Below are 20557 nucleotides of genomic sequence, written 5' to 3' on the forward strand. Positions count from 1 at the left end.
TTTGAATTAACAAGCTCCGTTTCTTGAGTTACCGCTTTTTCCATACCTCAACGTTTGATTTGGTGTATCATTTGGAACGCTTTGGAAAAGCACTATCTTTCAATAGGATATATAACCCATTCGTGGATTTATAACTCCTATAAGGGTTATTGATAATAATCTCATCATGGATATTGTCAACCCCTATAGGAGTTATAATGTCACTTAAATGGGGGTTTTAATTCGAGGGCAGATAATTGAATAATAAACACGCAATTCAATACGTGAAACAACTGAAAGACAGTTGTGGTGGTTATCGTGACTTTTTCATTAAATTGTACGGTCGCGAGCCGAGTAAACAAGATGTTCAAAGTTTGATTAATGCGGTAAATCGAGGCAAGTACAACATGGATTTTATCTTGAGATTAGTGGCGGCCTTCGATTTGGATAACGTTACGTTTGGCGAATTTTACAAAGGGCAACAAAAGTAGCCACTGTATTTAAGTCATGGCTTTTACCTGTCATGAATTAACTGTATTATCACGGGATTAATTAATACCCGTAAGACAATTAAAAAATGAGTGAATTTACTTTTGATTTGCCAACGAATGAGCTTATCACTCGGCGCTTGCGCTACCTCATCCAAACAGAGCATAACGGCAGCTATGCTAATCTTTTTGAACAAATCTATGACCACCAACCGGATGAAGGCAGACTGAAATTATTTAAAGCGTATATCGACAGGGGCAATGTAAATGGGATTTTTATCCGTCGATTGGCAGAGAAAACAAAAATCGGCCAAGTTCCCTTTAGCCGATTCTTTGATTTATATGTTGATAATGCAGACTTATTCGGTGACTAACTGCGAAGCCAGTATATAAAGCGCCCGAATACGTTAACAGGTTTCGTTCTATGGGGTTCGTAGCAACATAATTTTATTGCTTCGTTCAATAACAGTAACCCCACCTTTGCCGCATTTTTGTTTTTCTGGCTCTCTACCCCATCGAAGAAGCACAAGTTTTCTCCGCTTACTTCCAAAAAGGCTTTGGTCATGTCGATTTTAGATGAAGGCTTAAACTTATCCGCATAATTTTCTACATTGGTTTGAATGCTGTAGGCTTCTTCAACGTCATCTGTTTTGACTTGGTAAATACGAGGAAGTGTGAGTGCAAGCATTATTGATATGTTATCTATGAATGAAATAATGTTTCTTATATCCCATAACCACCACTTAGATGCTCCGGCATAATTCGGTACTACCGCTGCATTTAATGCAACTACATTCCTATCAATATGTATTGCATAAGAGATGATTCCTTCAAGGCACAACAAAGCTATGGTTATCTGCATAATAACAGTGAGCTTCTTTCTGTTAATGATAAATAACCCTAGAGCTGCTAGTGCTGGAACTGCGGCATAAAACAAATAGTAGCTGCTTAATACTTCTTTTAATGGGGCTGTGGTGAAATAAAGTGTATTTGTTACATGGGCAAGTAAGTAAAAGCTAAGCGCAAATAAACTACTGTAAAACAGTGTATTACGCTCTTTCTTGTGATTGAAAAATGTAGTGCCAGCTAAAACAAGTATCCACATCAGTGAGATAATATAGGCCGTAGACATACTCATATGCGTATTAGTTCCTTGTTAATATGTTTAAGGTGAAAGCTTTAATCAGGATCAACGCCCGGATCGCCACCACCGCCGGGGCCGTAAACTGTTGTACTAATAACAGGGTCAACGCCCGGATGACCACCGCCTAATCCCGGTCCCAACACCGTTGGATTTGCACTTGGATCAACACCCGGATGACCGCCACCACCGGGACCAAAATCAACTGTACTCTCACCAACACCAAATAAGCTTTGGAACCAGTCAAAGTCAACGGCTTGCGCAGGTGATGCACTGACCAAGGCAAACAACACAATCGCACTTAGCTTTATTTTTTTAGCCATAACATAACTCTTAAATTAAGTGATTAATCGGATAGTATATTACCATGTGCAAATTTGACGAACAAGCTATTTTTTCACCCCTTAATTTCTCATTTGCGTAAGCCGTCTTCACATTGTTGTTATCGTCATTGACTAAAAATAAAAACGTATTTGGTGTTTTCTTAGTCAGGTTAATTACTTGTGCTTCCCTAGAAGTAAGGATTTTTTCGCTGTCGTTAGGGTAATTAAATTTAGGGGAATATTTCAAAAGGCATAAAATTGGGGGAAGGAGAGTTGGGAATAATCAAAAGCCGACTTCATTGTCGGCTTTTGATACAAGATTTTGAAGTTTTTATAAGCGTTAATAAGCCTTACATATCTTCAAAATAGCGAGGCCCAAAGCCACTATGGAAGCGCCAAAGCTCTTGGTCGCCTACTTGCTCACCCTTGCTAGAAACATAACGCACCACAAAAAGCTGTTTATTCAATAAACCATTGGTTTGGGCTTTTTCCCATAACTGAGCAACTTGTTCTGGCTTAACACGATTAAACTCTCGGTTGCAGTCGTTTTCAATATCATCACAAAGAAACTCTACGGTTAATGCACTAATTTTATGTTGAGGGTTATTTTTAGCGATGACAGTTTGAAAAAGCGCTACGTAATCTTTGTTTTCTCTTAACGTATAAAAACGATTGAGGTCTAAAACACTTAAGCGAAGTGTACTGGCATGTTTTGCTAAAAACTCATTAAAGTCGTTAACTAAATAAGGCAGGTTTTTAAACCGGAATTCATCAGAAACAGGTTTGCTGGCCTGATTTTGCCACACCTTTCCATCCGCTTGAAAAAACTCAAAGGTTTTGGGAGGAATGGGCTGTTGCACTTCAACTTTACTGTAATGCCCTTGCGCCAGTGTTTGGGTAGCGTAAATAAATTGATGAGGATGTAAACGAACGCTGCTGGCATCATTTTCAAGCTTTCTTAAATAACTTTCTGTATTTTGAGCCAGAATAGGCGAACAAAACAGAAAAGTTAATAAAGCAGTAAATATTATTTTTTTCATGGTCTTCCTACTAGTTTAGGTTGCATCTTTCACAATCAGAACCAATGTATTCTATAGCTAGATTTCCATTATTACGCCAGACTCCCGACGTGTTTGGGTATTCAATTTGATTGTCATTAATAACACGAACATCCGCTGATTCTGTTACCCCTATACCCTCTAAGAAAAACTCTGTTTTAATATAGATTAACAAAAGTCCAGAATCCTTACTGTTACAATGGTCGCCATTACACACGACTTTTATTCTTTCTAGCGCCGATATACCAATGTCGTTCTTATCGAATAAAGGTGAGCCCTGCTTGATAAATTGACTGCGGTTTTCTGCAAAGTAGTCCCAAAATGCAGGTAATTCAATAACAGAAACGCCGATGTAATCGGCTGTTTTACTTAGGGCTTCATTTTGCACCTTTGTAAATTCTAGCCTTATAGCTTCGCGCTCCTCTGGGAGTGCGTGAATCGCTTGAAAGGCAAGGTCGGCAAGTTGTTGATTGTAAATTTCAAACTCGCCCGCGTGGTAATGGTCCTGCTCCAGTATCTCTACATACTTTACACCCGCTTGTTCAAAATATTCAGGTGTGTAGGGCTTTTGCGCTTCTTGGGATTTCTCAACGTTAGCTGTATTCCCAACATCAGAAGCTAATAAATTCGGTGATTGAAACATTAATGTTGCAATGGCGACCGTACTTAAAAGCTTAGCTAATTTCATGTTTTTCCTTAAATCCGTATTAGTTAGAATCGCAAATTATGGTTTTAATAATAACCATTGTAAATACTGATATGTATATATAGTTAATTAATAAGTGTTGTTTTTATACTCAAGGGAAATTTTGTTAAAGTTTGTCATCATGTCGCTGTTAAAAGCCTGATTCACGGTTAACCAAAGCATCAAGGTAAACAAGGTTAACGTTGTGACAATGATTAAATGTTGTGTGTGTTGATTCATGGCTTTCCCTTGCTTGAATAGATTTAAGTGGGAGGTGTATGCACGACGGCCCACATTCACATTAAAAAACGCGCTCCCTGCTCTCACCGTGTGGCATTTCGCATTACTCGCATTAATGGCGTTGTTCTGCTTTATGGTTTTTGTTTGTCTTTTCTCTATTATTTCTCTCCTTCTTTTACTGCTACTCCAAAAAAATATTCTTATTGACACAAGTCCAAGGTGATGAGGTTTGCTTCCGTTGCAGCCGCAAGCGGGCCGCACGGTGCAAACTCATCACAGTGCTCATACATCACCCCGTAAAGCGCATCAAACTCCATTACTAATAAGCCTTCGGAATCGGCAATATCCTTATCAACTAATTCAAGGTAACGCTCGTAGCGCGCATCACTTAGCTGCTGGAAATACTCGGCTCGCTCCCATACATCCATCATAGTGAGGGTGTGCTTCATGATAAATTCGCTTGATTGCTGGTAATCTCTTTTAGTGACCACTTGGTAATGATGTTGGCGTGTCACTAAATGCACCGCGCGCCAATCACACGCAAGCTTAATTCCCTTAACGCGGTTGGTTGCAGGCTCACCATAACGGTTCAGCGCACAAAGCTGGCTATCCATGCCATTCATGGCCTCGGCGGTGCTATACAGTATGTGTAAGGCCGCCTCGCTGCGCTTGGCGTAGATACCGCCCATTGCTTGGCAATAGGTGGCCCAATCGCCTGAATCAGCCGCTTTGTATAACATCGTTAAGGCGAACCGCTCTGGCTCTGATAAATTGAAACGTTGTGAAAAGGTCTCGACTTGCTGCATTCCTTGCACTCCTTGTCCGAATCGTCTTAGCTCCTGCCACACGGTAGCACTGGCTGCCGCTAGCCCGAAGAAGTTAAATTGTTGAATGCCTGCCACACTCAACCCGTATTTCATTTTTAAGGTGGCGGTAGCGTTATCATCTGCACTGACCACATTATTTTTGACGTCCTTGACGCTTTGTAAGTGGCGTGAATCGACCCCCTTTGCCACGTACTTAATGACATAACCCACCGCATCGCCTTTTTCGGGGTCGATGTCGCGCCAATCAATACGCACGCTTTTGTTTTTTAAGCGCTCACCATCAAGGGCGTGTTTTTCCATAACCAATTGAATGGGGGCCATTTGTGCAGGGGCGGCAAATAAGAGAATGTGCCAGTGGGGGCAACCATCATGATGCAGCTCTGCCACCCGTACCCCAAACGGCTGTAAATCAAAGCGTTGCCAATCCGCACGAATACGCGACATGATTAATTTAAACCATTCATTGGCAAAGCTGGCGCTGGCTCCTTGAACGTATTTGGGGTTAGGTTTGCCACAGGCCAACACACTATGAAAGTGACTTGGGGCGGTAATGGTAATAAAGGCGCTGTGTAACCCTTGTGAATCGGCAAGCTCGCACATTCCTTTGATGCGTACCGCCATAAATGCCGCACGATTAACAGGGTTAGACTGTGAGCCTTTTGCCGCGTCGCTGATATTCACCCATGCTTGACCTTCGTCGGTATCCGCCACCGCATACAGGTTTTCAAGGGTGTCACGGTTTGAATGAGCTCGTATCTCGCGTTTTCTAAAGGTGACATCGGATAAATACATTGCATGAGCACCGCCCACGTAATGCAAGTCTCGCTGTAATTGCTCAAGGCGTCTGTCTTGGACTTTACGAAGCTGTGTGCGCCACCAGTATTCACAGCACAGTCGCCCTAATACCCCTTCAAGGGTGTCAATACCATCAAGGCCAATCCCTGAGCCTTGAAGACGCTGGCGCAGTGTTGCCGCTGTGCGCGTGGATGCGCCTTTTTTGGCAATGTACAGCGCGGCCTTTTTAGCCGCAGAGGTGGCAAACGCGCGCAGTTTGTAATCATCATGACAAAAGTTAAAATGCCCATACCATGAGCGTAAGAATGCACGCTCCTTGTGCGCTTCAAACTCCTTTTTTAACTGTGCCAGTGTGAGTGTTACCCCTATCTTATCCAAACGCGCTTCAACGAAGTGACGCCCCCACTGACAAAACGCGGGGATAAGCTCCTCTTGGCCTAACAAGTGCCTTTTGAAAAAATCCCCGTCTTTGACTCTTAGCAAGGCAACGTCTTCACTACTTAATGCAACGGCGTGATTTATTCCGGCGGTGGCGTGTTGAACGCCGGAGGATAAGGCCCGCGCTGCCACTTTTTGGTCAACTTGGCTTTGCGCCGCTGCTTTTGCCGCTCTTTTAACCTGCGCCCGTAACATAAATCACAACTCCCTGTGCCAATCCCATCGGGGTGTAAACAATCCCGCATGTCCTTATTCCTTTGTTAAGTGAATGTGGTTTCAATTCGTAATCGCGTAACCACCTTTTTAGTTGTACACCTGAATTTATTTTATGTAAACACGTAACCACTCTTTAGCATGTTACAAAATGTAAACGCGTAAACAGGCAAGCAGTGGGTACACAAAACAAACATTATTCGGTATAGTCCAAATGCGTATTAATTTTATTCTTTGGAGTCATTGACATGGCAAAGGTCGATAACCGCCGCAACTTTCGTATGGACCCTGAAATGTGGGAAATCATTAGCAATGCGGTATGGGATATACGGGATAAACAGCGCATTGACTTAGCCATGAGTCAGATTGTGCGCTACTGCTTAGAAGATAATTTACAAGACACCATTAACAAGCTGATAGAAGACAGAGCCTATCTCGATAAGAAAATGGCACAAGAGCAGGAAACCATTGCTGCCAGACGTGAAGCCAACAAGGCCGCCAGACAAGCAGCCCAAAAAGACGCAGATTAACCCGCTTAAGTTACATATCAAAGAGGGATTCGAGGTATTGCGCTAAGCTCATGCCCTTTTCTTGGGCCTGTGAATCCAGTGTTTCAATATCACGCTCAGATAGATTGCGACGAATGACCATTGCTAACAAGCATTTTAAATCGTCATTTACAGACATACGACTTCACTCCCCTGTTGACTGCCTTTTACTAGGTTAAAACCTATCAATCCGGTATTGAGCGAATACTATACACCTAGATATTAAGGTGCAAATGCCTGACCTGATTTTTAGGTGCAAGCATTTGATATTATTAATATTTTATATTTAAACACCTTTATGGCAGGTTTTTTATTATTCCCACTTTAAAGGTGTTTATTATGGCTTTTTGGAAGGGTTGAAAACGAAAAACTAAGTTAAGTCTTTAATTTCAGCTTTTGGCGCATCCCTTTTAACTTGTTTGATAACATCATCTCTTTCAGATTCCGTATCATATCCTTTAACACTAGTCCCGACTACTTCATCGTTTTCACGAGCAACAATGTTGAATCGAAACTTCCCAGCCTCATCTTTTTTCTTATCATAATTGTCATCGTCTTCAGCTCTATCCTGTACAGACTTAATACCCTTTTTACAATTATGTTTTGCTGTATACCTCTCACCTTTCAAGATTTTTTCACCATCCTCAGAAACCAAACGAAAAATAAATTGATCGTCTGAGCTTTTATCTATTTCAAATTTAGCGGCCATTGCCTTTCCCTTAATAAATATTAATTAATGCCTGTTCCGGTCGGCTGTATTTACCTACATCTAAAGTTTCTAGGGACAACTTAACCCTTTCAGGATTGCTATATGGGGCAAAGGAAAATGCTTTCAAGTAAATTAAGGTGATAAATCCATGATTGGTTAGTATATCTACCATAAAACAAACGCGCTCTTTTTGGCAATGGGGCCAATACCACAACGCCGAGAAAAAACGCCAGCACTAAAACGGAACCCCCAAGGGGCCCCCTGTCTGCTGACACCCTAACGGGCGATTTAGTGCTGGCGTTTTTTATCGGGTTGATAGTTCCGGTTGGCTAATTCGCGGCGCGGCGCAAGTTTGCGCTTGGTCGCGCCACGAATTCACTTTATTGGCCCTTAAGGAGCAACAACCATGAGCATGAAAAAAGATGTCGTACTTAGCCCACAAGACCAGCTTTTTTTATTACGTCTTCCTCATAACCTGCGCGGTACATGGATGTTATGGCGGCTCGGGATTGACCCATACCACCATATGGCCCGACAAACCTTCTATTCTCACGCTAAAAGGCTTTCACGGTATGGTGTGGATATTCGGGGAATAAACCCCTACTCCGTCTTTCCTGCCAGTCCAGACGAACCCAAGGGCCATGTTGATGAATCCTATTTATTGGCCTTAGGAAAAGAATTGCCTAAGCAGTATGCCGAAGCTGAGAAAATCAGAAGCGCTAAGCCTCAGGTGATAAAGGAGGAAGAACAAACGAGCTTCTTGGAATACCCGCATTAGCCAACGTTGAGCCAAAGCCAAGGAAGGCGAGCCGCTCACGCCCTGCCTAAAAGATTATGTTAATTCCTGAATTAGTCCCGTTTTTTAACACTTTATTGGGAATAATATCAACTTGATTTCATGTAAGAGTTTAAACCCTTATTTTGTTGTGTTAAAGTGCCTAAAACACATCAAAAGCACCCTAGAAAACCCCCTCTTTTGTTTTCAAAAAAGTGTTAAAAATCAAGAATGTACCCTATGTATATTATGTTAAATTAATAATGAAATAGAGGATGTCAATAATATCAATGACTTGCGATTTTTAGCCCTCCCTCTCTCGTTTTTGCTTTGCTCCTCTGAAAAATCCAGCACGAAACTAACCCCAAATCTGCACACGAATCATTCCTATTTTTAGACACTTTTAGGGATTAATTTATGGTTCAAAACCTGTCGAGATTTAGTGCTGCTTTCGTTTTTGAATTGGAGCGCTTTACAATGCGCAAATGTGTGAAATGATGAGAATCGACAAAACACGTTATGACTAAAGGATTAGATGAATGAACATGCTCAAACTCGCCAGCCTTGGCCTTGCCGCTTTGTTTTCAATGATCACCGAAGCCCAAGCACAACCGGAAACGCACAAGCCCACGTTTATGTTTTAATAAATGGTGATACCTATCAGGTGTGTTCAGCCAGAACCCAAGCCGAACACGCATTAGGTATCAACAACCCACATTGCAAAGATGGCGCTATGTTCTATTTCCATGATGAACAGCGCTACATATTTAATATGGTGAATGTGAGTTATCCGCTGATGCTGTTAACCCTCGATGTGAACTGGAAGGCTCAAGAAGTGGTAAAGATGGCACCAGAACAACTACGAATTGTGCCCAAAAAATCGTTTAAATTTGCGCTTGAGCTTAAAGAAATGAATGCCGATGTGAAGATTGGTGATGAAGTGATGTACATAGACTAAGGCCCAAAGTGATTTGGGCCTTAAACCCAGAACCCCTTACCCTAGAACCTGTCTATGTACTTGATTCGTCCATTGCAAATTTAATCTTTCACAGCCTAAATACTTCAAACCTCTAATGCTATTAACTCTTTATCTCGAACGTTTGCATCAAAAAGAAATTTTAATTTTTTATTGGATAACAATGTTGCTATAAAGCTAGAGAAAGATGGTACTTCTCCATTAACTCAAGCACTTAGTCGAGCAGGCGCAAGGCAGGAAGCGTTATATTATGCTCATAAGTTAGTGCTGCACGGTGCGACTATTAATCAACAAGACATTGAACTGGTTAAAGAAATAAAGAAAAAAGATAATAAACTTTACAGTTTGATTCAAACACATATCCCAGAATTAACGGAAGGCTTGTAATGAAGGTTTTTTCACTAATCATATTGATTACTTTAAGTTTAGTAGCACCATTTTCTACAGCGAAAACTGAAAATGAATGTATCACTGAGTTTACCCATAGCTATTTTAGCTGGCTTAAAAATATCGTTAGAAATTCCAATAACGGGACGTTTGAGGAATACATGTCGGCTGAAAAAGCAAAATATGAAGAATTACTGACATTCATTAATGAATTTGATACTGAAACATGTTCTGAGCATAACAAAACTCAGATAACAGACTTGTATAATGAAACGCTGAAAATGCGTGATCTACATAAGCAGTTATATCTTGAGGCTAAACGTGGATCAGTAAAAGTAATGAATAAGAAAACAAGGGAAACGAGAACAAAATACAAAATGTATAGTTCAAAGTTTGTTAAGGATTTGCGCCGCCAGACAGGTATTCAATGGTAACATATCTGTGAAGTACATAGACTAAGACCCAAAGTGAACGATGGGCCTTAACCCAGCCCCTTACCCTATCCTGTCTATGTACTTGTTATTTGCTGTTTATGAATTTTTCTTATTGCTCGTATCATTTTCATTTCTAATAAAAAAAGCCATGAAAAAGCGTTAACTCTTTCATGGCTTAAAAATGCATCTTGGTGACTTTGCTTTTTACCGCTTTTCACAAGATGCGCCGTGATGGAGATACGGCTTACTGCGTGTCGGGAACATCCATTTAAATACCACTTCCTGAATTATAAAGCGCCTTTGCTTAGCGCCAGTAATCGCAATAAATCAAATTGTTTGGATTCGTTATTTCGCATGATGTAACCAAACACTTTGATGTAATCTAGATCAAGAGGTGGTTAGTAGTTGCGGTGAAGTAAGGAACGCGACGAAATTCGTTATCAATTTGCGTTCCAAAAGTGTTGTTCCGGTCGATGTCTTAGACGGGGTATACGTTAAGGTGAAAGGCTCTGAGGCAGGTTATTTTTACGCAAAAAAAGTTATGATGTTGCTGGGCGGTAGCGTGTCGGGCGTTAGTGTTATGAGCGATCATGATTATGGGAAAGACTGGGTGGGAGTGGTGGCGGTGTTACCGGATCTGTGACTAGTTTTGGATTTATATATAACTTGAATTATACGTGTCAGCTATGGAAATTCCCAGACGGGAATGGTGGTCATTATTTGCTTTGGCGTGAATGCATGTATAGTGTAACTCCTCGGTAATATTAAGGAATGATGATGAAACTTAATGTTTTTGCTGCACTTAAGATTATAGGGCTAACAGTGGTTTTTAGTTGGCTTATGTGCTGGATTCTTATTAGTTTTTATCGCTTTCCGGTGCCACTTGCGGGTTACATTGGGCCGCATGAAGGTAATGCTTATGATATTGTTGGTTCATTGAATCAAAGTTTTATGGGTATCTTTTTCTATGGGTTTGTGTTCGGCGGTATACCCATAGCTCTAATAGTTTCTTTTTCGTTGAATCATGTATTAAGCGAACTTATTGACTCTTCGAAGCGCTTATATGTTAGTGCGCTGTTAGCTTCTGCTTTTTGGACGGTAATTCTTTCGAATCTTGATTATATTATTGGGCCTTGGTGATATTGGCGGTCGCTTGTCTTCTTGTGTTACTGTTTGTTGAGCCACAGCTAAGGAAGGCGAGCCGCTCACGCTAACTACTTGGTTGGCTCTTGAAACATTGTCTGTTTTAAAAGTTGAATGATTTCTTTGGGGTTATGAGATATTAGGCTCAGCAATTTTGCGGCTGTCCCTGATGGATTTCTACGTCCTAACTCCCAACTTTTAAGCGTTTCATAACTTGCACCAATAAGCTTGGCAAATTCTTTCTGGTCTTGACCTGCTGCGGCACGTATCGCCTTAACATCTGGCGTTTCATAAACATGGACATGCTTAGGTTCAGGCTTTTTAAGGCCCTTTTCAATTTCAACCATTTCATTTGCAGACGCCATCAAGTCATTGAAAAGTTCATCTTTCATCCGCTTTTTTCCTATTCAGGTTAAACACCTGTTACAGTTGTGACGCTATATTTTTTAGCGCCTTTTCTTGCTCTTTGGTTAAATTCTCTTGAACATTTTTTGGGTAAACTAATGCTAAGTAAATTCGGCCTGCGCTGTTCATATAATAATAAATAACTCTAACGCCACTTCGTTTACCTTTGTCTCCCTGCCCCCACCGAACCTTACGAAATCCACCTGTATTGGCGATTGTGTCGCCTTTTTTGGGATTTTCTATTAAGGCTTCTTGAAACTCCCTAAAGTCATCATCTGTAAAAAATTCATTTCTTCTTTTGCTAAAACCCGTCAGTTCGATGAATGTGATCATTAATTAGTTACCTATCAATTCAAGCATAGATTACCGTGTACAAAGTACCTAGTCAATGTACTTTGTACATGATATGAATTGGAGGTTGCCTTAATGTGTAACCGTAGGTAATCCACTTCCAAGAGTTTTGATTATCTAGACCAACGTTGAGCCAAAGCCAAGGAAGGCGAGCCGCTCACGCCCTGCCTAAAAGGTTATGTTAATTCCTGAATAAGCCCCGTTTTTTAACACTTACAGGGATTAATTTTTGGTTCAAAACCTGTTGAGATTTAGTGCTGCTTTCGTTATCGAATTGGAGCGCTTTTGCAGCGCTATGCAGGAATAAAATGTATGGAGCTATTTGCTGGGTTTTGGGAAGTCACGCACCGCGTGTTTGATGAAATGCGCTTTAAGATTGTTTTAGGTTGGATTGTTCAAGCAGATAAACGTTTAAGCTTTGATGTTTTGATTACAGCGTTGCGGCAGTTTTTACGCTTACCGCTCTGCGTAAAAACAATTTAAGGTTGTTTTAAGGTTTGAATGCAATCACTACTTGCATATAAACCTAATTCAGCATCACTTAATCCTTTACTACCGTGACCTAATTTTTCTCGATTAACCTGTTCGTTAGGCAACCATTGTGAGCCTATTCCACTATAAGTAGTGACTAGGCGAAACGGCACTTTATCAACATGAAACCGAGGACACATGGCCTTGTCTAAAACAGATAACCTTAAGCCCACTTCTTCTAAACCGAATAAAAAGCCAAACATTTACACGGTTGCACTAAGACGACAAACAAGACGCTTGGCGGCGTAGACGATAGTTTCGAATATGCACAAATATAATGAGGCACGAGCCTAATACGGTGAAGACTCCCTCATAAAAGTCCCCTATCATTTCGTGTCCGAGTAAAGCGGAGACTGCCAGAATAAGCAAACCGACTAACCCGATGATCACAACCTGCTGATTTCGATGGCAAAGAAAGCCAAAATACAGCGCTCCGAGACTGATGGGTATCACAGCAAACAGTAATATTTGATGGAACATTTCATCATTCAAAGCGAAAAGCGATGCCAACGTGGGTAAGGCGATTAACAAAATAGGTAGAAATAAACAGTGTAATACGCACAGAAATGACAGCAGAATTGCGGCTTTGTCACTTAATTGTTGAATATTGATCATTTTTACCACGCTAATAACGGCTGTTGAGGAGTAACTTGCGCCATTCCCTGCCCTTTATCGTGAAACCACTTGGCGTTTATACGCTCTAGCGATGTAGCCCAATTGAAAACCTGTATCCGGACTTCGGTAACGGGAGAGCCACAATCAAAAAGGTATGTCACTTCTATATCATTATGCTCACGGGCTTCATTGGAGTGGGATTCATCATGTTCACCCTTTTCGTGATGATCTTGATATGGCAATTCATAATCACCGTGCTCAAGCTTACAATCGCCATTTAGGTGGATGATGCTTTCTATTTGGGTGAAACGCTGAGCCACTGTTTTTAATTGACGCACTTGCTCGGGCGTTTCAGGCTCATGCTCAAACCCTAAAACATCAGCCGCCGGCAATATAAATTCCAATTGCCATTTTTCACCGTCTTGCGCTAACAATAGCTGTCCTTGACCATGAACGTGCATTTCGGCATTTGCAGCAAAACCCAACGCGCATAACCCAATAAAATGACAGCATGTTTTCAATCGACTCATCGTGGTTATCTGCTACTTATTTCATCAACACTCGCGTCTCGCTTTCGCAACGTTATAATATAACATTTTTTAAATGATACAAAATCACAACACTTTTAAAACTGCGGTGTATAAAATATGGCGAACCATAAGCCACATCTTAGGAACTAGGGCAAAATCCCCTATCTTCACAAAAAAACGCGACTAACTGCCGTGACATCACGACAAATATCCGCAAAATAATTGTTGTTTTTACAGCGAGTTTGGCGACCGCGTATTATTTGACTACAAGAATTAAAGAGAGTCGTTTCATGAAAAAATTATTATTAGCCATTGCCGTTAGTGCCGCATTAACGGCATGTAGCAATCCAAGTGCGCCAACATCTGAATCTTCTCAGCTCGCTTCAGAGCAATTAAGTGCGTCAGACGTTCTCACCCAAAAAGTCGATCAACATACGTTAACCTTTTTAAAGCAGCAGCCCGCGCTAGCTACGATGCTCGCCATTGATACTGAAACCGCCGGCGGCGAATACAATCATGCGTTTCCCGGTTACAGCCAAAATGGCATGAATAAAACGCAAACTGCTATGAAAATAGCGTCAATGGAAGTGGCCGCCGTTGATACTTCAACGTTAAATTCAAAAGAAAAAGCACATCAGCAAATTGTGTCGAATATTTTTGAATATTATGCAGGTTCAAGCACATTTAAGGGCGGATACATCGACACTTGGGCTGGCCACCTTCCCTACATAATTAACCAAATTTCTGGGCCATTAATTGACATCCCAAAGTTAATGCAGGTTCAGCAATCAGTAACCAGTAAAGAAGAAATTCACGCCTATTTAACCCGTTTAAAAACAATGAATGTGTTTGTTAGTCAGGTTGTCGATAAATATCGTGAAGATATGAAAAACGGTGTTGTGCTTCCGAAAAAACTGCATCCTAAAACACTGGCTTTCTTCAATAACTTTTTGTCAGCCAAACCTGCGGAGCATGAATTAGTCAGAACTTTTGCAGAAAAGCTAAATAATATTACGTCGTTATCTGACGAACAAAAGCAAGATTATATTCAACGAGCTGCTCGTCATGTTGAGAAGGTGGTTTATCCTGCGTATCAAAATGCAAAATTAGCAGTAGAAGCCAGCGAAAAGATAGCCAAAAATAGCGATGGCATTTGGTCTCAACCGGGTGGCAGTGAATTTTATCAGCACAGCATTCACTTCTTAGGAGATTCAAATTACTCGCCCGAAAAAATTCACAATATCGGTTTAGCTGAAGTTGAACGCATTTCAAAAGCCATGGATGAAATTTTGAAAGCCAATGGTTTGTACGATGGGACCGTTGCAGCGCGTATGATAGAAATAGCGAAAATGCCAGAGCAGCTCTACGCCGATACTGATGAAGGCCGAAAAGCGTTGCTCAATAGTCTTAACGATAAAATCAAAACCATATTAACCAAAGCGCCCGAGTTCTACGGCACTGTGCCAACGCAAGATGTTGAAGTTCGCCGTATTCCTGCTGTTTCAGAAGCGGGCGAAGCCGGAGGCTTTTATACACCACCGTCATTGGACGGTAAACGTCCCGGTATTTATTGGATCAACCTGCGCGATATGGCTGCCGTTCCCAAATTTGGCTTAGATACCCTCACCTATCATGAGGCGGTGCCGGGCCACCATTTCCAAATTGCCCTGAATATGGCGCAACAAGATATTGGTTTGATGAGGCAAAACGCGCCATACAACGCCTATGTTGAAGGTTGGGCCTTGTATTCAGAATATTTTGCTAGCGAAATGATGAAAATGTATGAAGGTAATCCATTTGGCGACCTTGGCCGTTTGCAAGCCGAGCTTTATCGCGCAGTACGTTTGGTTGTAGACACCGGACTGCATTTTAAGAAATGGACACGCGAACAAGCCATCGACTATTTCCACACCACGACAGGTACATCGCTATCTGATGTGGTGCCAGAAGTTGAGCGTTATATGGCTTGGCCGGGTCAAGCACTGGGTTACAAGCTAGGTATGCTGAAATTTGTTGAATTACAGCAAAAAGCGATTCAAGAATTAGGTGAGCATCTCGACTATCGCCAGTTTCATGATTTGATTTTGCTACAAGGTGCAAGACCAATGGCAATGGTAGAGAAAGACGTTAACGCATGGATTGCAGCAGAAAAAGCGAAAATCTAAACCGAGTCCCTAATGGAAGCCCGGAATCAGCGATTCATTTCGCTCCGGGCTTTTTTCTGCTTACCTAAAAACACTGCTTACCTAATTTAGCTTGAGCTAGCTCGTTATAAAAATTCGCTTTTTCGCTATTTTCTAAGTCGGGGTAGTCTCGGTACATATCGGCGAGTGAGCAAATCGCATCATCAAGTCCCGCTTTTAAGGCTTTGTTGTAAAATTCAATGGCCAATAAATGATTAGCATCCACGCCTCGTCCATAGCGATAAGCATTAGCAACGTTGTAAAGTGAGAAACGATTACCAAGCTCTGCCGCTTGTTTGTATAACTGGAATGCTTGTTCTTTATCTTGTTCATAGTAATGACCATTAGAATACATGACACCTAAGTTATGTATCGCTTGATCATCTCCGCGTTTCGCTGCCGATTGATAAAGTTCAGCAGCTTTCTCGTAACTTTGCTCTACCCCCCAGCCGTTTTCGTATAACAAACCAAGATTGACATACGCTGCGAGGTTTTCCCCCCGAATCGCGGCTTCATAGTAATTTTTTGCTTTGGTATAATCTTTTTTAACGCCTAAACCCGCATCATAAAAACGACCAAGATTCGTCATGGCGGCGTAATCCCCTTTTTGGGCCGCTTTGCTGTACCATTTAAAAGACTCGGTATAGTTTTCGAATTTAGATTCATACAAATAACCAAGCTCAAACATACAATCAACCGCGCCTTTTCCTGCGCCCAGTTTGTATAGTTCAACAGCTTTATCCAGATTCGATATTTGAGGAAGAGGACTGTGCTCATAAACGCCAGCGAGGTAACAGTACGCAACGTTATCTCCAACATCAATGGCTTGCTCTAAATAACGCATACCCGTTTCAACTGACACGCTATCGTTTGAATCCAAGTATAAACTTGCTAATTGTTTCAATGCAGTATGTGCCGCTTTTCCCTTTTGCTTAGAAGCTTTTACGTACCAAGACTTAGCTTGCTCAATGTCTTGAGAAAGGCCCAGCAATCCATTTTGATATAAAAAACCAACTTCTGTTTGAGCAAGATCGAAGCCTGCCTCAGCAGACTGAAAATAGAAATGTTTTGCTTTTTCTTCATCCTGCTCAACACCATTACCGTGGCGGTACAGTAACGCCATTTGGTAATAAATACGGTTATCTGCAACTCCCTCTTCAATTAACATCGATAGCAATTCAAATAGTTGTTTTGAGTGCCCCCCCGCTTGCAAAATGAAAGAAGCCCGTTTTATTGCATCCAGCCAATGTGGCTCATATTCCAGATTTTGCAAAATATCTCGTAAGACAGGAACGGCATTGGGATGCCCTAAAAGCTTTTTCACAAAGGGATAAAGGGAGGCGTTTTCTTGGGAAATAATATCTAATGTTTTTAAAATACGATCGACCTGAGGAAAGCCTTTTTCAAAATCAACGAGCGTGCTAATCATCAACGCTTGTGATAGAAGTGCTTCGGGAAATCCATTTTCTGCGTCCAGTTCAATACTGCCCAGAATGACCGACGCCTCTTGATAACGCTCAAGTTTGACATACGCCTCAACTAACAAGGCCGCTAAAATCGTACTGTTTTCATGGTACGGCTCAACTTTATCGACTACTTGTTGGTACTCTTGCTTCAACATTAAATTTCTAGCAATGAAGGTGATTGAAGAAGGATCATTGCTCTCTAAAAAGCTCCTCATTGTAATGAGACTAACAGTTCTTAACGGAACGTTTGTTTGCATCCTTTGTTCATAGAAACGTTGCAACAAGTCCATATTTTCAAAGTGAAACAATTGAAATTTATTGGTCACTGAAGATAACGTGTGGAATTGGTAAATGAGGCGTTCGTTGTCGTCAATTTTGATTTCCATATCAAAGATGTACCACCCCCAAAATGATAACAAAGCGTAGGCTTCATCGACTTCGCTTAACTTAATCGCCGTCTCTGCTGTTAAGCCATCGCCACTTTGCAACATGGCGTAACTGATGGATAAAATTTCATCGCTCAAGCGGGCTTTTTCCGCTTCATTTTGGGCACATCCCCAGCGAATATATCGTGAAATTAACGACGCAGGATTCAGTGACTCCGCATCGTCTAACTCTTGCATTCGGTGAGCAGTACAATTACTGGGCGTCGAGTGAAATTCAATTCTCGAAATAAGATCGCGGTAAGGGAGCACCTTATCATCAAGATCGGCATGATAATGCGTTTCAAGTAAAGTAAGCCCCTTTGCTTGCTTTGGAAGCGCCCTAGAATAGTTATTCTGTATTAACGTAAAATTTTGATTTGTATTTTCAGGTGCGCTTTGTTCATGGGAAACGGGCGGTGCAGCGCAGGCCATTAACATTAAACTAGCAATGAAAGGAGAAATGGATTTAATTGGGGAAAATAGACAGTGCAATGGAATTCCTTAAGGTTGACTTCGTGATTGACATTAAGGTTGATAAGTCGCGTATTTCAATGAGCCTAATAGCCCGCTTTCGATTCGTTTTTTCATTCCTTCAAAAAACGTTTCGCTGTCAGCTTTTATATCGTTATAGATGGCGGCTTGATGAGATCTAAACTGCTCTAGACGTTCTAAAAAACTATCAAGATCACGTTGAGCTTCCTCGCCGTTGCCTTCTTCTTTTAACAATTGGATTGCGCGTTCTTGCTCTTTTACCGCGTTATCAAAATCCCCAGTGGCGGCATAAGCAGCAGCCAGTGTGTCTACATATGGATAGGTTTCTCGATAACGTTCATCTTCAATCACGGAAAGCGCCAAATCTAACGCTTTTTGTGGACTACCAAACGGCAAATTTTCAGTGGTTGCTATGAACCACGCTGTATTATTTGTTGAGAATGGAAAGTTTTCATCGGCGTACTGGAACAGTAATTTTGATGCTCTTTCTATATTGATGTCGGTGCCAAATCCGTTTACGTAAATCGTCACCAGTTCCATTGGGGAAACATAACCTTTACCGGAATCATATGACTTTTCTAGTAACCATAAAGGGTTCGCCATACGCTGTTCAATGTTTTCTTCTAAAAAATATAAGGTAGCCAAATAGGCATCTGCCCCTGAATGACCTTTATCCGATAAGTCCACAATGCCTTTGTATCCCTTCTCTATGTCTTCATCGGTTGTGCCATAGCTAAATAACATGATTTTACTCAACAGAAGCGGTTCTTCTAATACATGTCCTGCTCTTTGCATCCAATAGTAGCTTTCCTGAAGATGCCCTTCTTCACTGGAGTCAAAATAGAGGTAAGCAACACGCATCTGTGCATATACTCGGCCATTTTTAGCGAGTGCTAAACAGGATTCAAAAGCACTGTCTTCTACAGGGGTTTTAGCTTGATTACACACTTCTAAATCGGTATCCCAATAAGGCTCTTGAAGTATGACTTGCTCCGAAGCGACTAACTCAGGTTCTTCAGTTGTTCCAATTAGCCAATAAACAACCGAAAGCACAATTACCAAACCAACAATGTATTGCAGAATATTTTTAATCAACGTAAATACCTTCTGATTCGTGCCTTCAATATCACTGATAGAGTAAAGATTTTTCGAGAGTAAAACATGGTTAATGCGTCAAATGCCAAGTTTCTACGGTGAAGATTGTAAGAATTCATAACGTAGCATAAAAAAGCAGCTCTATATTAAGCTGCTTTTTCAGTCTAACTCAAAAAAGACGTGTGTTAACTGATATTTTTATCGGCAAGCCTATCCAGTAAAACCACCACTTCTTCACTGGCTTTTTCCATCATATGCAACAGTTGTAAACACTCTTGTTTATTACCTTGTTCTATGGCCTTCATCGCTTCAGTACCATTTTTATGCACTGCTGCGTGAGGTTTGTCAATCGCTCGGAACTCTTGAGTTTGACCATAACCATCGCGGCCCGTAGAGGTATACCAACGCCCTAAGCGGCATTGAGTATGATCTGCAAAGTCATCAATGTTCTTATTATTCATCCCTAAAATAAAGCCATAAACGTCTACTTTCCAGACAATATGATCCAGTTTTACCGTTTGAATAAAGGTTCGAATGGATGAGTGAGAAATAGTATTCTTCATTGAATGACAATGATCGATGATTGAATCAAAGTGGGTATTCAAATTCGATACGCCACTCGAAAGTGAATCATTATTACTCTTCAAATCGTGAACTGAGCCAACCGCTTCTTTAGTGGAGTTTATGATACTAGACACTAAATCAGACACTTCACTGGCAGACTTGTTTGTTTCATTTGCTAAGGTTCGAACTTCGTCCGCGACCACGCTGAAGCCTCTGCCCGCTTCCCCTGCCCGCGCCGCTTCAATTGCGGCATTAAGTGCAAGTAAATTTGTTTGATCCGAAATACTGGTAATGGTGGTAACGAAAGTATTAATACTATCAGCCGTGTTGGAAAGTCCAGAAATACTGGATGTCATGCCTTCCATTTTATGGCTCATTCCCCCCATTGAGTCCACAATTGCGCCTAGGGAATCTGATGAGGTATCGAATAGCTGATTGATTTCAGCAATGGCGCCATTTTCTCTTTCTATATCATTATATGAATCAAGAACCGTTTGCCGTACTTTTTCCACTTGATGCAAAGACTCCACTACACATCTTACTAACTTGCTATCAAATGCGTCTTCCTGACTTTTTTCAAAACGGCGAATTTCATCCCTTAGCGCTACATTTTCTTGCTGAACGTGTTCTAGTTCATTCTCAAGTTCTTGTACACGCAGTTCCAATGTTTTGTTCTTGTCTGATAAAACATTGTAAGTTGTGGTGAGTACAAACATTTTGTTCTCGTTCCTTTTGGTGGTA

27 protein-coding genes are annotated in these 20557 nt (G+C 41.2%); 11 read left to right on the forward strand and 16 right to left on the reverse strand.

Translation table 11 applies throughout. From position 1 onward, the window contains the following. Positions 1–236 precede the first annotated feature (236 nt). Both HJG39_RS00005 and HJG39_RS00010 read left to right on the forward strand, forming a co-directional pair. A complete protein-coding gene (locus HJG39_RS00005) occupies positions 237–470 on the forward strand; it encodes a hypothetical protein (RefSeq protein WP_268405315.1) in 234 nt (77 codons plus the stop codon). 86 nt (positions 471–556) lie between these two features. After that, positions 557–841, forward strand: coding sequence for a hypothetical protein (locus HJG39_RS00010; RefSeq protein ID WP_268405316.1), 285 nt, complete (start codon positions 557–559; stop codon positions 839–841). Here the strand turns inward: HJG39_RS00010 and HJG39_RS00015 are convergent. The 6 genes from HJG39_RS00015 to HJG39_RS00040 all read right to left on the reverse strand — a co-directional run bounded on the left by HJG39_RS00015 (position 838) and on the right by HJG39_RS00040 (position 6169). Next, positions 838–1605: a hypothetical protein gene (locus HJG39_RS00015; RefSeq protein ID WP_268405318.1), complete on the reverse strand. Its 768-nt coding sequence runs from the start codon at positions 1603–1605 to the stop codon at positions 838–840. The genes HJG39_RS00010 and HJG39_RS00015 overlap by 4 nt on opposite strands. Before the next feature lie 41 nt (positions 1606–1646). Then, positions 1647–1931 (reverse strand): hypothetical protein, encoded by a 285-nt coding sequence (locus tag HJG39_RS00020; RefSeq protein WP_268405320.1) that lies wholly within the window; start codon positions 1929–1931, stop codon positions 1647–1649. A 350-nt stretch (positions 1932–2281) separates the two neighbouring features. Then, positions 2282–2971, reverse strand: coding sequence for a hypothetical protein (locus HJG39_RS00025; RefSeq protein ID WP_268405321.1), 690 nt, complete (start codon positions 2969–2971; stop codon positions 2282–2284). Between the two features lie 10 nt (positions 2972–2981). Further along, on the reverse strand, positions 2982–3677 hold the full coding sequence (locus HJG39_RS00030) for a hypothetical protein (protein ID WP_268405324.1): 696 nt from the start codon (positions 3675–3677) through the stop codon (positions 2982–2984). 87 nt (positions 3678–3764) lie between these two features. After that, complete coding sequence (locus HJG39_RS00035) at positions 3765–3914, reverse strand: hypothetical protein (RefSeq protein ID WP_268405325.1); 150 nt, start codon at positions 3912–3914, stop codon at positions 3765–3767. 200 nt (positions 3915–4114) lie between these two features. Continuing rightward, positions 4115–6169, reverse strand: a complete 2055-nt coding sequence (locus HJG39_RS00040) for a replication endonuclease (protein ID WP_268405326.1) — start codon at positions 6167–6169, stop codon at positions 4115–4117. Positions 6170–6435: 266 nt separating this feature from the next. Between HJG39_RS00040 and HJG39_RS00045 the strand changes: the two genes are divergently transcribed. Beyond that, the gene (locus HJG39_RS00045) at positions 6436–6717 is read left to right on the forward strand and encodes a hypothetical protein (RefSeq protein WP_268405327.1); all 282 of its coding nucleotides are present in this window, start codon (positions 6436–6438) and stop codon (positions 6715–6717) included. Positions 6718–6727: 10 nt separating this feature from the next. On the opposite strand, the gene HJG39_RS00050 is transcribed toward HJG39_RS00045, so the two are convergent. Next, the gene (locus HJG39_RS00050; RefSeq protein ID WP_268405329.1) at positions 6728–6874 is read right to left on the reverse strand and encodes a hypothetical protein; all 147 of its coding nucleotides are present in this window, start codon (positions 6872–6874) and stop codon (positions 6728–6730) included. 231 nt (positions 6875–7105) lie between these two features. Next, entirely contained in the window at positions 7106–7444 is a 339-nt protein-coding gene (locus HJG39_RS00055; RefSeq protein WP_268405331.1) for a YegP family protein, read from the reverse strand. A 406-nt stretch (positions 7445–7850) separates the two neighbouring features. Between HJG39_RS00055 and HJG39_RS00060 the strand changes: the two genes are divergently transcribed. From HJG39_RS00060 to HJG39_RS00085, 6 genes are all read left to right on the forward strand, one after another. After that, positions 7851–8222, forward strand: a complete 372-nt coding sequence (locus HJG39_RS00060) for a hypothetical protein (RefSeq protein WP_268405333.1) — start codon at positions 7851–7853, stop codon at positions 8220–8222. A 532-nt stretch (positions 8223–8754) separates the two neighbouring features. Next, complete coding sequence (locus tag HJG39_RS00065; RefSeq protein ID WP_268405335.1) at positions 8755–9177, forward strand: DUF192 domain-containing protein; 423 nt, start codon at positions 8755–8757, stop codon at positions 9175–9177. Positions 9178–9348: 171 nt separating this feature from the next. Continuing rightward, the gene (locus HJG39_RS00070; protein ID WP_268405337.1) at positions 9349–9582 is read left to right on the forward strand and encodes a hypothetical protein; all 234 of its coding nucleotides are present in this window, start codon (positions 9349–9351) and stop codon (positions 9580–9582) included. Beyond that, positions 9582–10016 (forward strand): hypothetical protein, encoded by a 435-nt coding sequence (locus tag HJG39_RS00075; RefSeq protein ID WP_268405338.1) that lies wholly within the window; start codon positions 9582–9584, stop codon positions 10014–10016. The genes HJG39_RS00070 and HJG39_RS00075 overlap by 1 nt, the downstream gene beginning before the upstream one ends. Before the next feature lie 445 nt (positions 10017–10461). After that, on the forward strand, positions 10462–10659 hold the full coding sequence (locus HJG39_RS00080; protein WP_268405340.1) for a hypothetical protein: 198 nt from the start codon (positions 10462–10464) through the stop codon (positions 10657–10659). Between the two features lie 128 nt (positions 10660–10787). After that, positions 10788–11156, forward strand: a complete 369-nt coding sequence (locus HJG39_RS00085) for a hypothetical protein (protein WP_268405341.1) — start codon at positions 10788–10790, stop codon at positions 11154–11156. 74 nt (positions 11157–11230) lie between these two features. Here HJG39_RS00085 and nadS read toward each other — a convergent pair whose 3' ends face one another. Both nadS and HJG39_RS00095 read right to left on the reverse strand, forming a co-directional pair. Further along, positions 11231–11551, reverse strand: a complete 321-nt coding sequence (nadS, locus tag HJG39_RS00090; protein WP_268405343.1) for a NadS family protein — start codon at positions 11549–11551, stop codon at positions 11231–11233. A 31-nt stretch (positions 11552–11582) separates the two neighbouring features. Further along, positions 11583–11897: a type II toxin-antitoxin system RelE/ParE family toxin gene (locus tag HJG39_RS00095; protein WP_268405344.1), complete on the reverse strand. Its 315-nt coding sequence runs from the start codon at positions 11895–11897 to the stop codon at positions 11583–11585. Between the two features lie 330 nt (positions 11898–12227). On the opposite strand from HJG39_RS00095, the gene HJG39_RS00100 reads away from it, so the two are divergent. Then, positions 12228–12398 (forward strand): hypothetical protein, encoded by a 171-nt coding sequence (locus HJG39_RS00100; protein ID WP_268405346.1) that lies wholly within the window; start codon positions 12228–12230, stop codon positions 12396–12398. Here HJG39_RS00100 and HJG39_RS00105 read toward each other — a convergent pair. From HJG39_RS00105 to HJG39_RS00115, 3 genes are read right to left on the reverse strand one after another with little or no spacing between them, the layout of a single operon-like run. Next, positions 12395–12649: a DUF1826 domain-containing protein gene (locus HJG39_RS00105; protein ID WP_268405348.1), complete on the reverse strand. Its 255-nt coding sequence runs from the start codon at positions 12647–12649 to the stop codon at positions 12395–12397. The two genes, HJG39_RS00100 and HJG39_RS00105, sit on opposite strands and share 4 nt — an antisense overlap. A gap of 13 nt (positions 12650–12662) precedes the next feature. Beyond that, the gene (locus tag HJG39_RS00110; RefSeq protein ID WP_268405350.1) at positions 12663–13061 is read right to left on the reverse strand and encodes a MerC domain-containing protein; all 399 of its coding nucleotides are present in this window, start codon (positions 13059–13061) and stop codon (positions 12663–12665) included. A 2-nt stretch (positions 13062–13063) separates the two neighbouring features. After that, positions 13064–13591, reverse strand: a complete 528-nt coding sequence (locus HJG39_RS00115) for a ZrgA family zinc uptake protein (protein WP_268405351.1) — start codon at positions 13589–13591, stop codon at positions 13064–13066. Positions 13592–13881: 290 nt separating this feature from the next. On the opposite strand from HJG39_RS00115, the gene HJG39_RS00120 reads away from it, so the two are divergent. After that, positions 13882–15756, forward strand: coding sequence for a DUF885 domain-containing protein (locus tag HJG39_RS00120; RefSeq protein ID WP_268405353.1), 1875 nt, complete (start codon positions 13882–13884; stop codon positions 15754–15756). Positions 15757–15820: 64 nt separating this feature from the next. On the opposite strand, the gene HJG39_RS00125 is transcribed toward HJG39_RS00120, so the two are convergent. The 3 genes from HJG39_RS00125 to HJG39_RS00135 form a co-directional block, all read right to left on the reverse strand. Then, positions 15821–18157: an SEL1-like repeat protein gene (locus tag HJG39_RS00125; protein ID WP_268405354.1), complete on the reverse strand. Its 2337-nt coding sequence runs from the start codon at positions 18155–18157 to the stop codon at positions 15821–15823. A 33-nt stretch (positions 18158–18190) separates the two neighbouring features. After that, positions 18191–19252 (reverse strand): hypothetical protein, encoded by a 1062-nt coding sequence (locus HJG39_RS00130; RefSeq protein ID WP_268405355.1) that lies wholly within the window; start codon positions 19250–19252, stop codon positions 18191–18193. A gap of 185 nt (positions 19253–19437) precedes the next feature. Beyond that, complete coding sequence (locus HJG39_RS00135) at positions 19438–20532, reverse strand: methyl-accepting chemotaxis protein (protein WP_268405356.1); 1095 nt, start codon at positions 20530–20532, stop codon at positions 19438–19440. Between the last annotated feature and the right edge of the window lie 25 nt (positions 20533–20557).

It is taken from the genome of Alteromonas sp. a30, assembly GCF_026788005.1.
In the GTDB taxonomy this organism is placed as follows: Bacteria; Pseudomonadota; Gammaproteobacteria; order Enterobacterales; family Alteromonadaceae; genus Paraneptunicella.

Bases quoted from the DNA above. Each gene is read 5' to 3' on its own strand.
- HJG39_RS00010 (WP_268405316.1), top strand. From the start codon at position 557: ATGAGTGAATTTACTTTTGATTTGCCAACGAATGAGCTTATCACTCGG.
- HJG39_RS00015 (WP_268405318.1), bottom strand. From the start codon at position 1,605: ATGAGTATGTCTACGGCCTATATTATCTCACTGATGTGGATACTTGTT.
- HJG39_RS00020 (WP_268405320.1), bottom strand. From the start codon at position 1,931: ATGGCTAAAAAAATAAAGCTAAGTGCGATTGTGTTGTTTGCCTTGGTC.
- HJG39_RS00025 (WP_268405321.1), bottom strand. From the start codon at position 2,971: ATGAAAAAAATAATATTTACTGCTTTATTAACTTTTCTGTTTTGTTCG.
- HJG39_RS00030 (WP_268405324.1), bottom strand. From the start codon at position 3,677: ATGAAATTAGCTAAGCTTTTAAGTACGGTCGCCATTGCAACATTAATG.
- HJG39_RS00035 (WP_268405325.1), bottom strand. From the start codon at position 3,914: ATGAATCAACACACACAACATTTAATCATTGTCACAACGTTAACCTTG.
- HJG39_RS00040 (WP_268405326.1), bottom strand. From the start codon at position 6,169: ATGTTACGGGCGCAGGTTAAAAGAGCGGCAAAAGCAGCGGCGCAAAGC.
- HJG39_RS00045 (WP_268405327.1), top strand. From the start codon at position 6,436: ATGGCAAAGGTCGATAACCGCCGCAACTTTCGTATGGACCCTGAAATG.
- HJG39_RS00050 (WP_268405329.1), bottom strand. From the start codon at position 6,874: ATGTCTGTAAATGACGATTTAAAATGCTTGTTAGCAATGGTCATTCGT.
- HJG39_RS00055 (WP_268405331.1), bottom strand. From the start codon at position 7,444: ATGGCCGCTAAATTTGAAATAGATAAAAGCTCAGACGATCAATTTATT.
- HJG39_RS00060 (WP_268405333.1), top strand. From the start codon at position 7,851: ATGAGCATGAAAAAAGATGTCGTACTTAGCCCACAAGACCAGCTTTTT.
- HJG39_RS00065 (WP_268405335.1), top strand. From the start codon at position 8,755: ATGAATGAACATGCTCAAACTCGCCAGCCTTGGCCTTGCCGCTTTGTT.
- HJG39_RS00075 (WP_268405338.1), top strand. From the start codon at position 9,582: ATGAAGGTTTTTTCACTAATCATATTGATTACTTTAAGTTTAGTAGCA.
- HJG39_RS00085 (WP_268405341.1), top strand. From the start codon at position 10,788: ATGATGATGAAACTTAATGTTTTTGCTGCACTTAAGATTATAGGGCTA.
- nadS (WP_268405343.1), bottom strand. From the start codon at position 11,551: ATGAAAGATGAACTTTTCAATGACTTGATGGCGTCTGCAAATGAAATG.
- HJG39_RS00095 (WP_268405344.1), bottom strand. From the start codon at position 11,897: ATGATCACATTCATCGAACTGACGGGTTTTAGCAAAAGAAGAAATGAA.
- HJG39_RS00100 (WP_268405346.1), top strand. From the start codon at position 12,228: ATGGAGCTATTTGCTGGGTTTTGGGAAGTCACGCACCGCGTGTTTGAT.
- HJG39_RS00105 (WP_268405348.1), bottom strand. From the start codon at position 12,649: ATGTTTGGCTTTTTATTCGGTTTAGAAGAAGTGGGCTTAAGGTTATCT.
- HJG39_RS00110 (WP_268405350.1), bottom strand. From the start codon at position 13,061: ATGATCAATATTCAACAATTAAGTGACAAAGCCGCAATTCTGCTGTCA.
- HJG39_RS00115 (WP_268405351.1), bottom strand. From the start codon at position 13,591: ATGAGTCGATTGAAAACATGCTGTCATTTTATTGGGTTATGCGCGTTG.
- HJG39_RS00120 (WP_268405353.1), top strand. From the start codon at position 13,882: ATGAAAAAATTATTATTAGCCATTGCCGTTAGTGCCGCATTAACGGCA.
- HJG39_RS00135 (WP_268405356.1), bottom strand. From the start codon at position 20,532: ATGTTTGTACTCACCACAACTTACAATGTTTTATCAGACAAGAACAAA.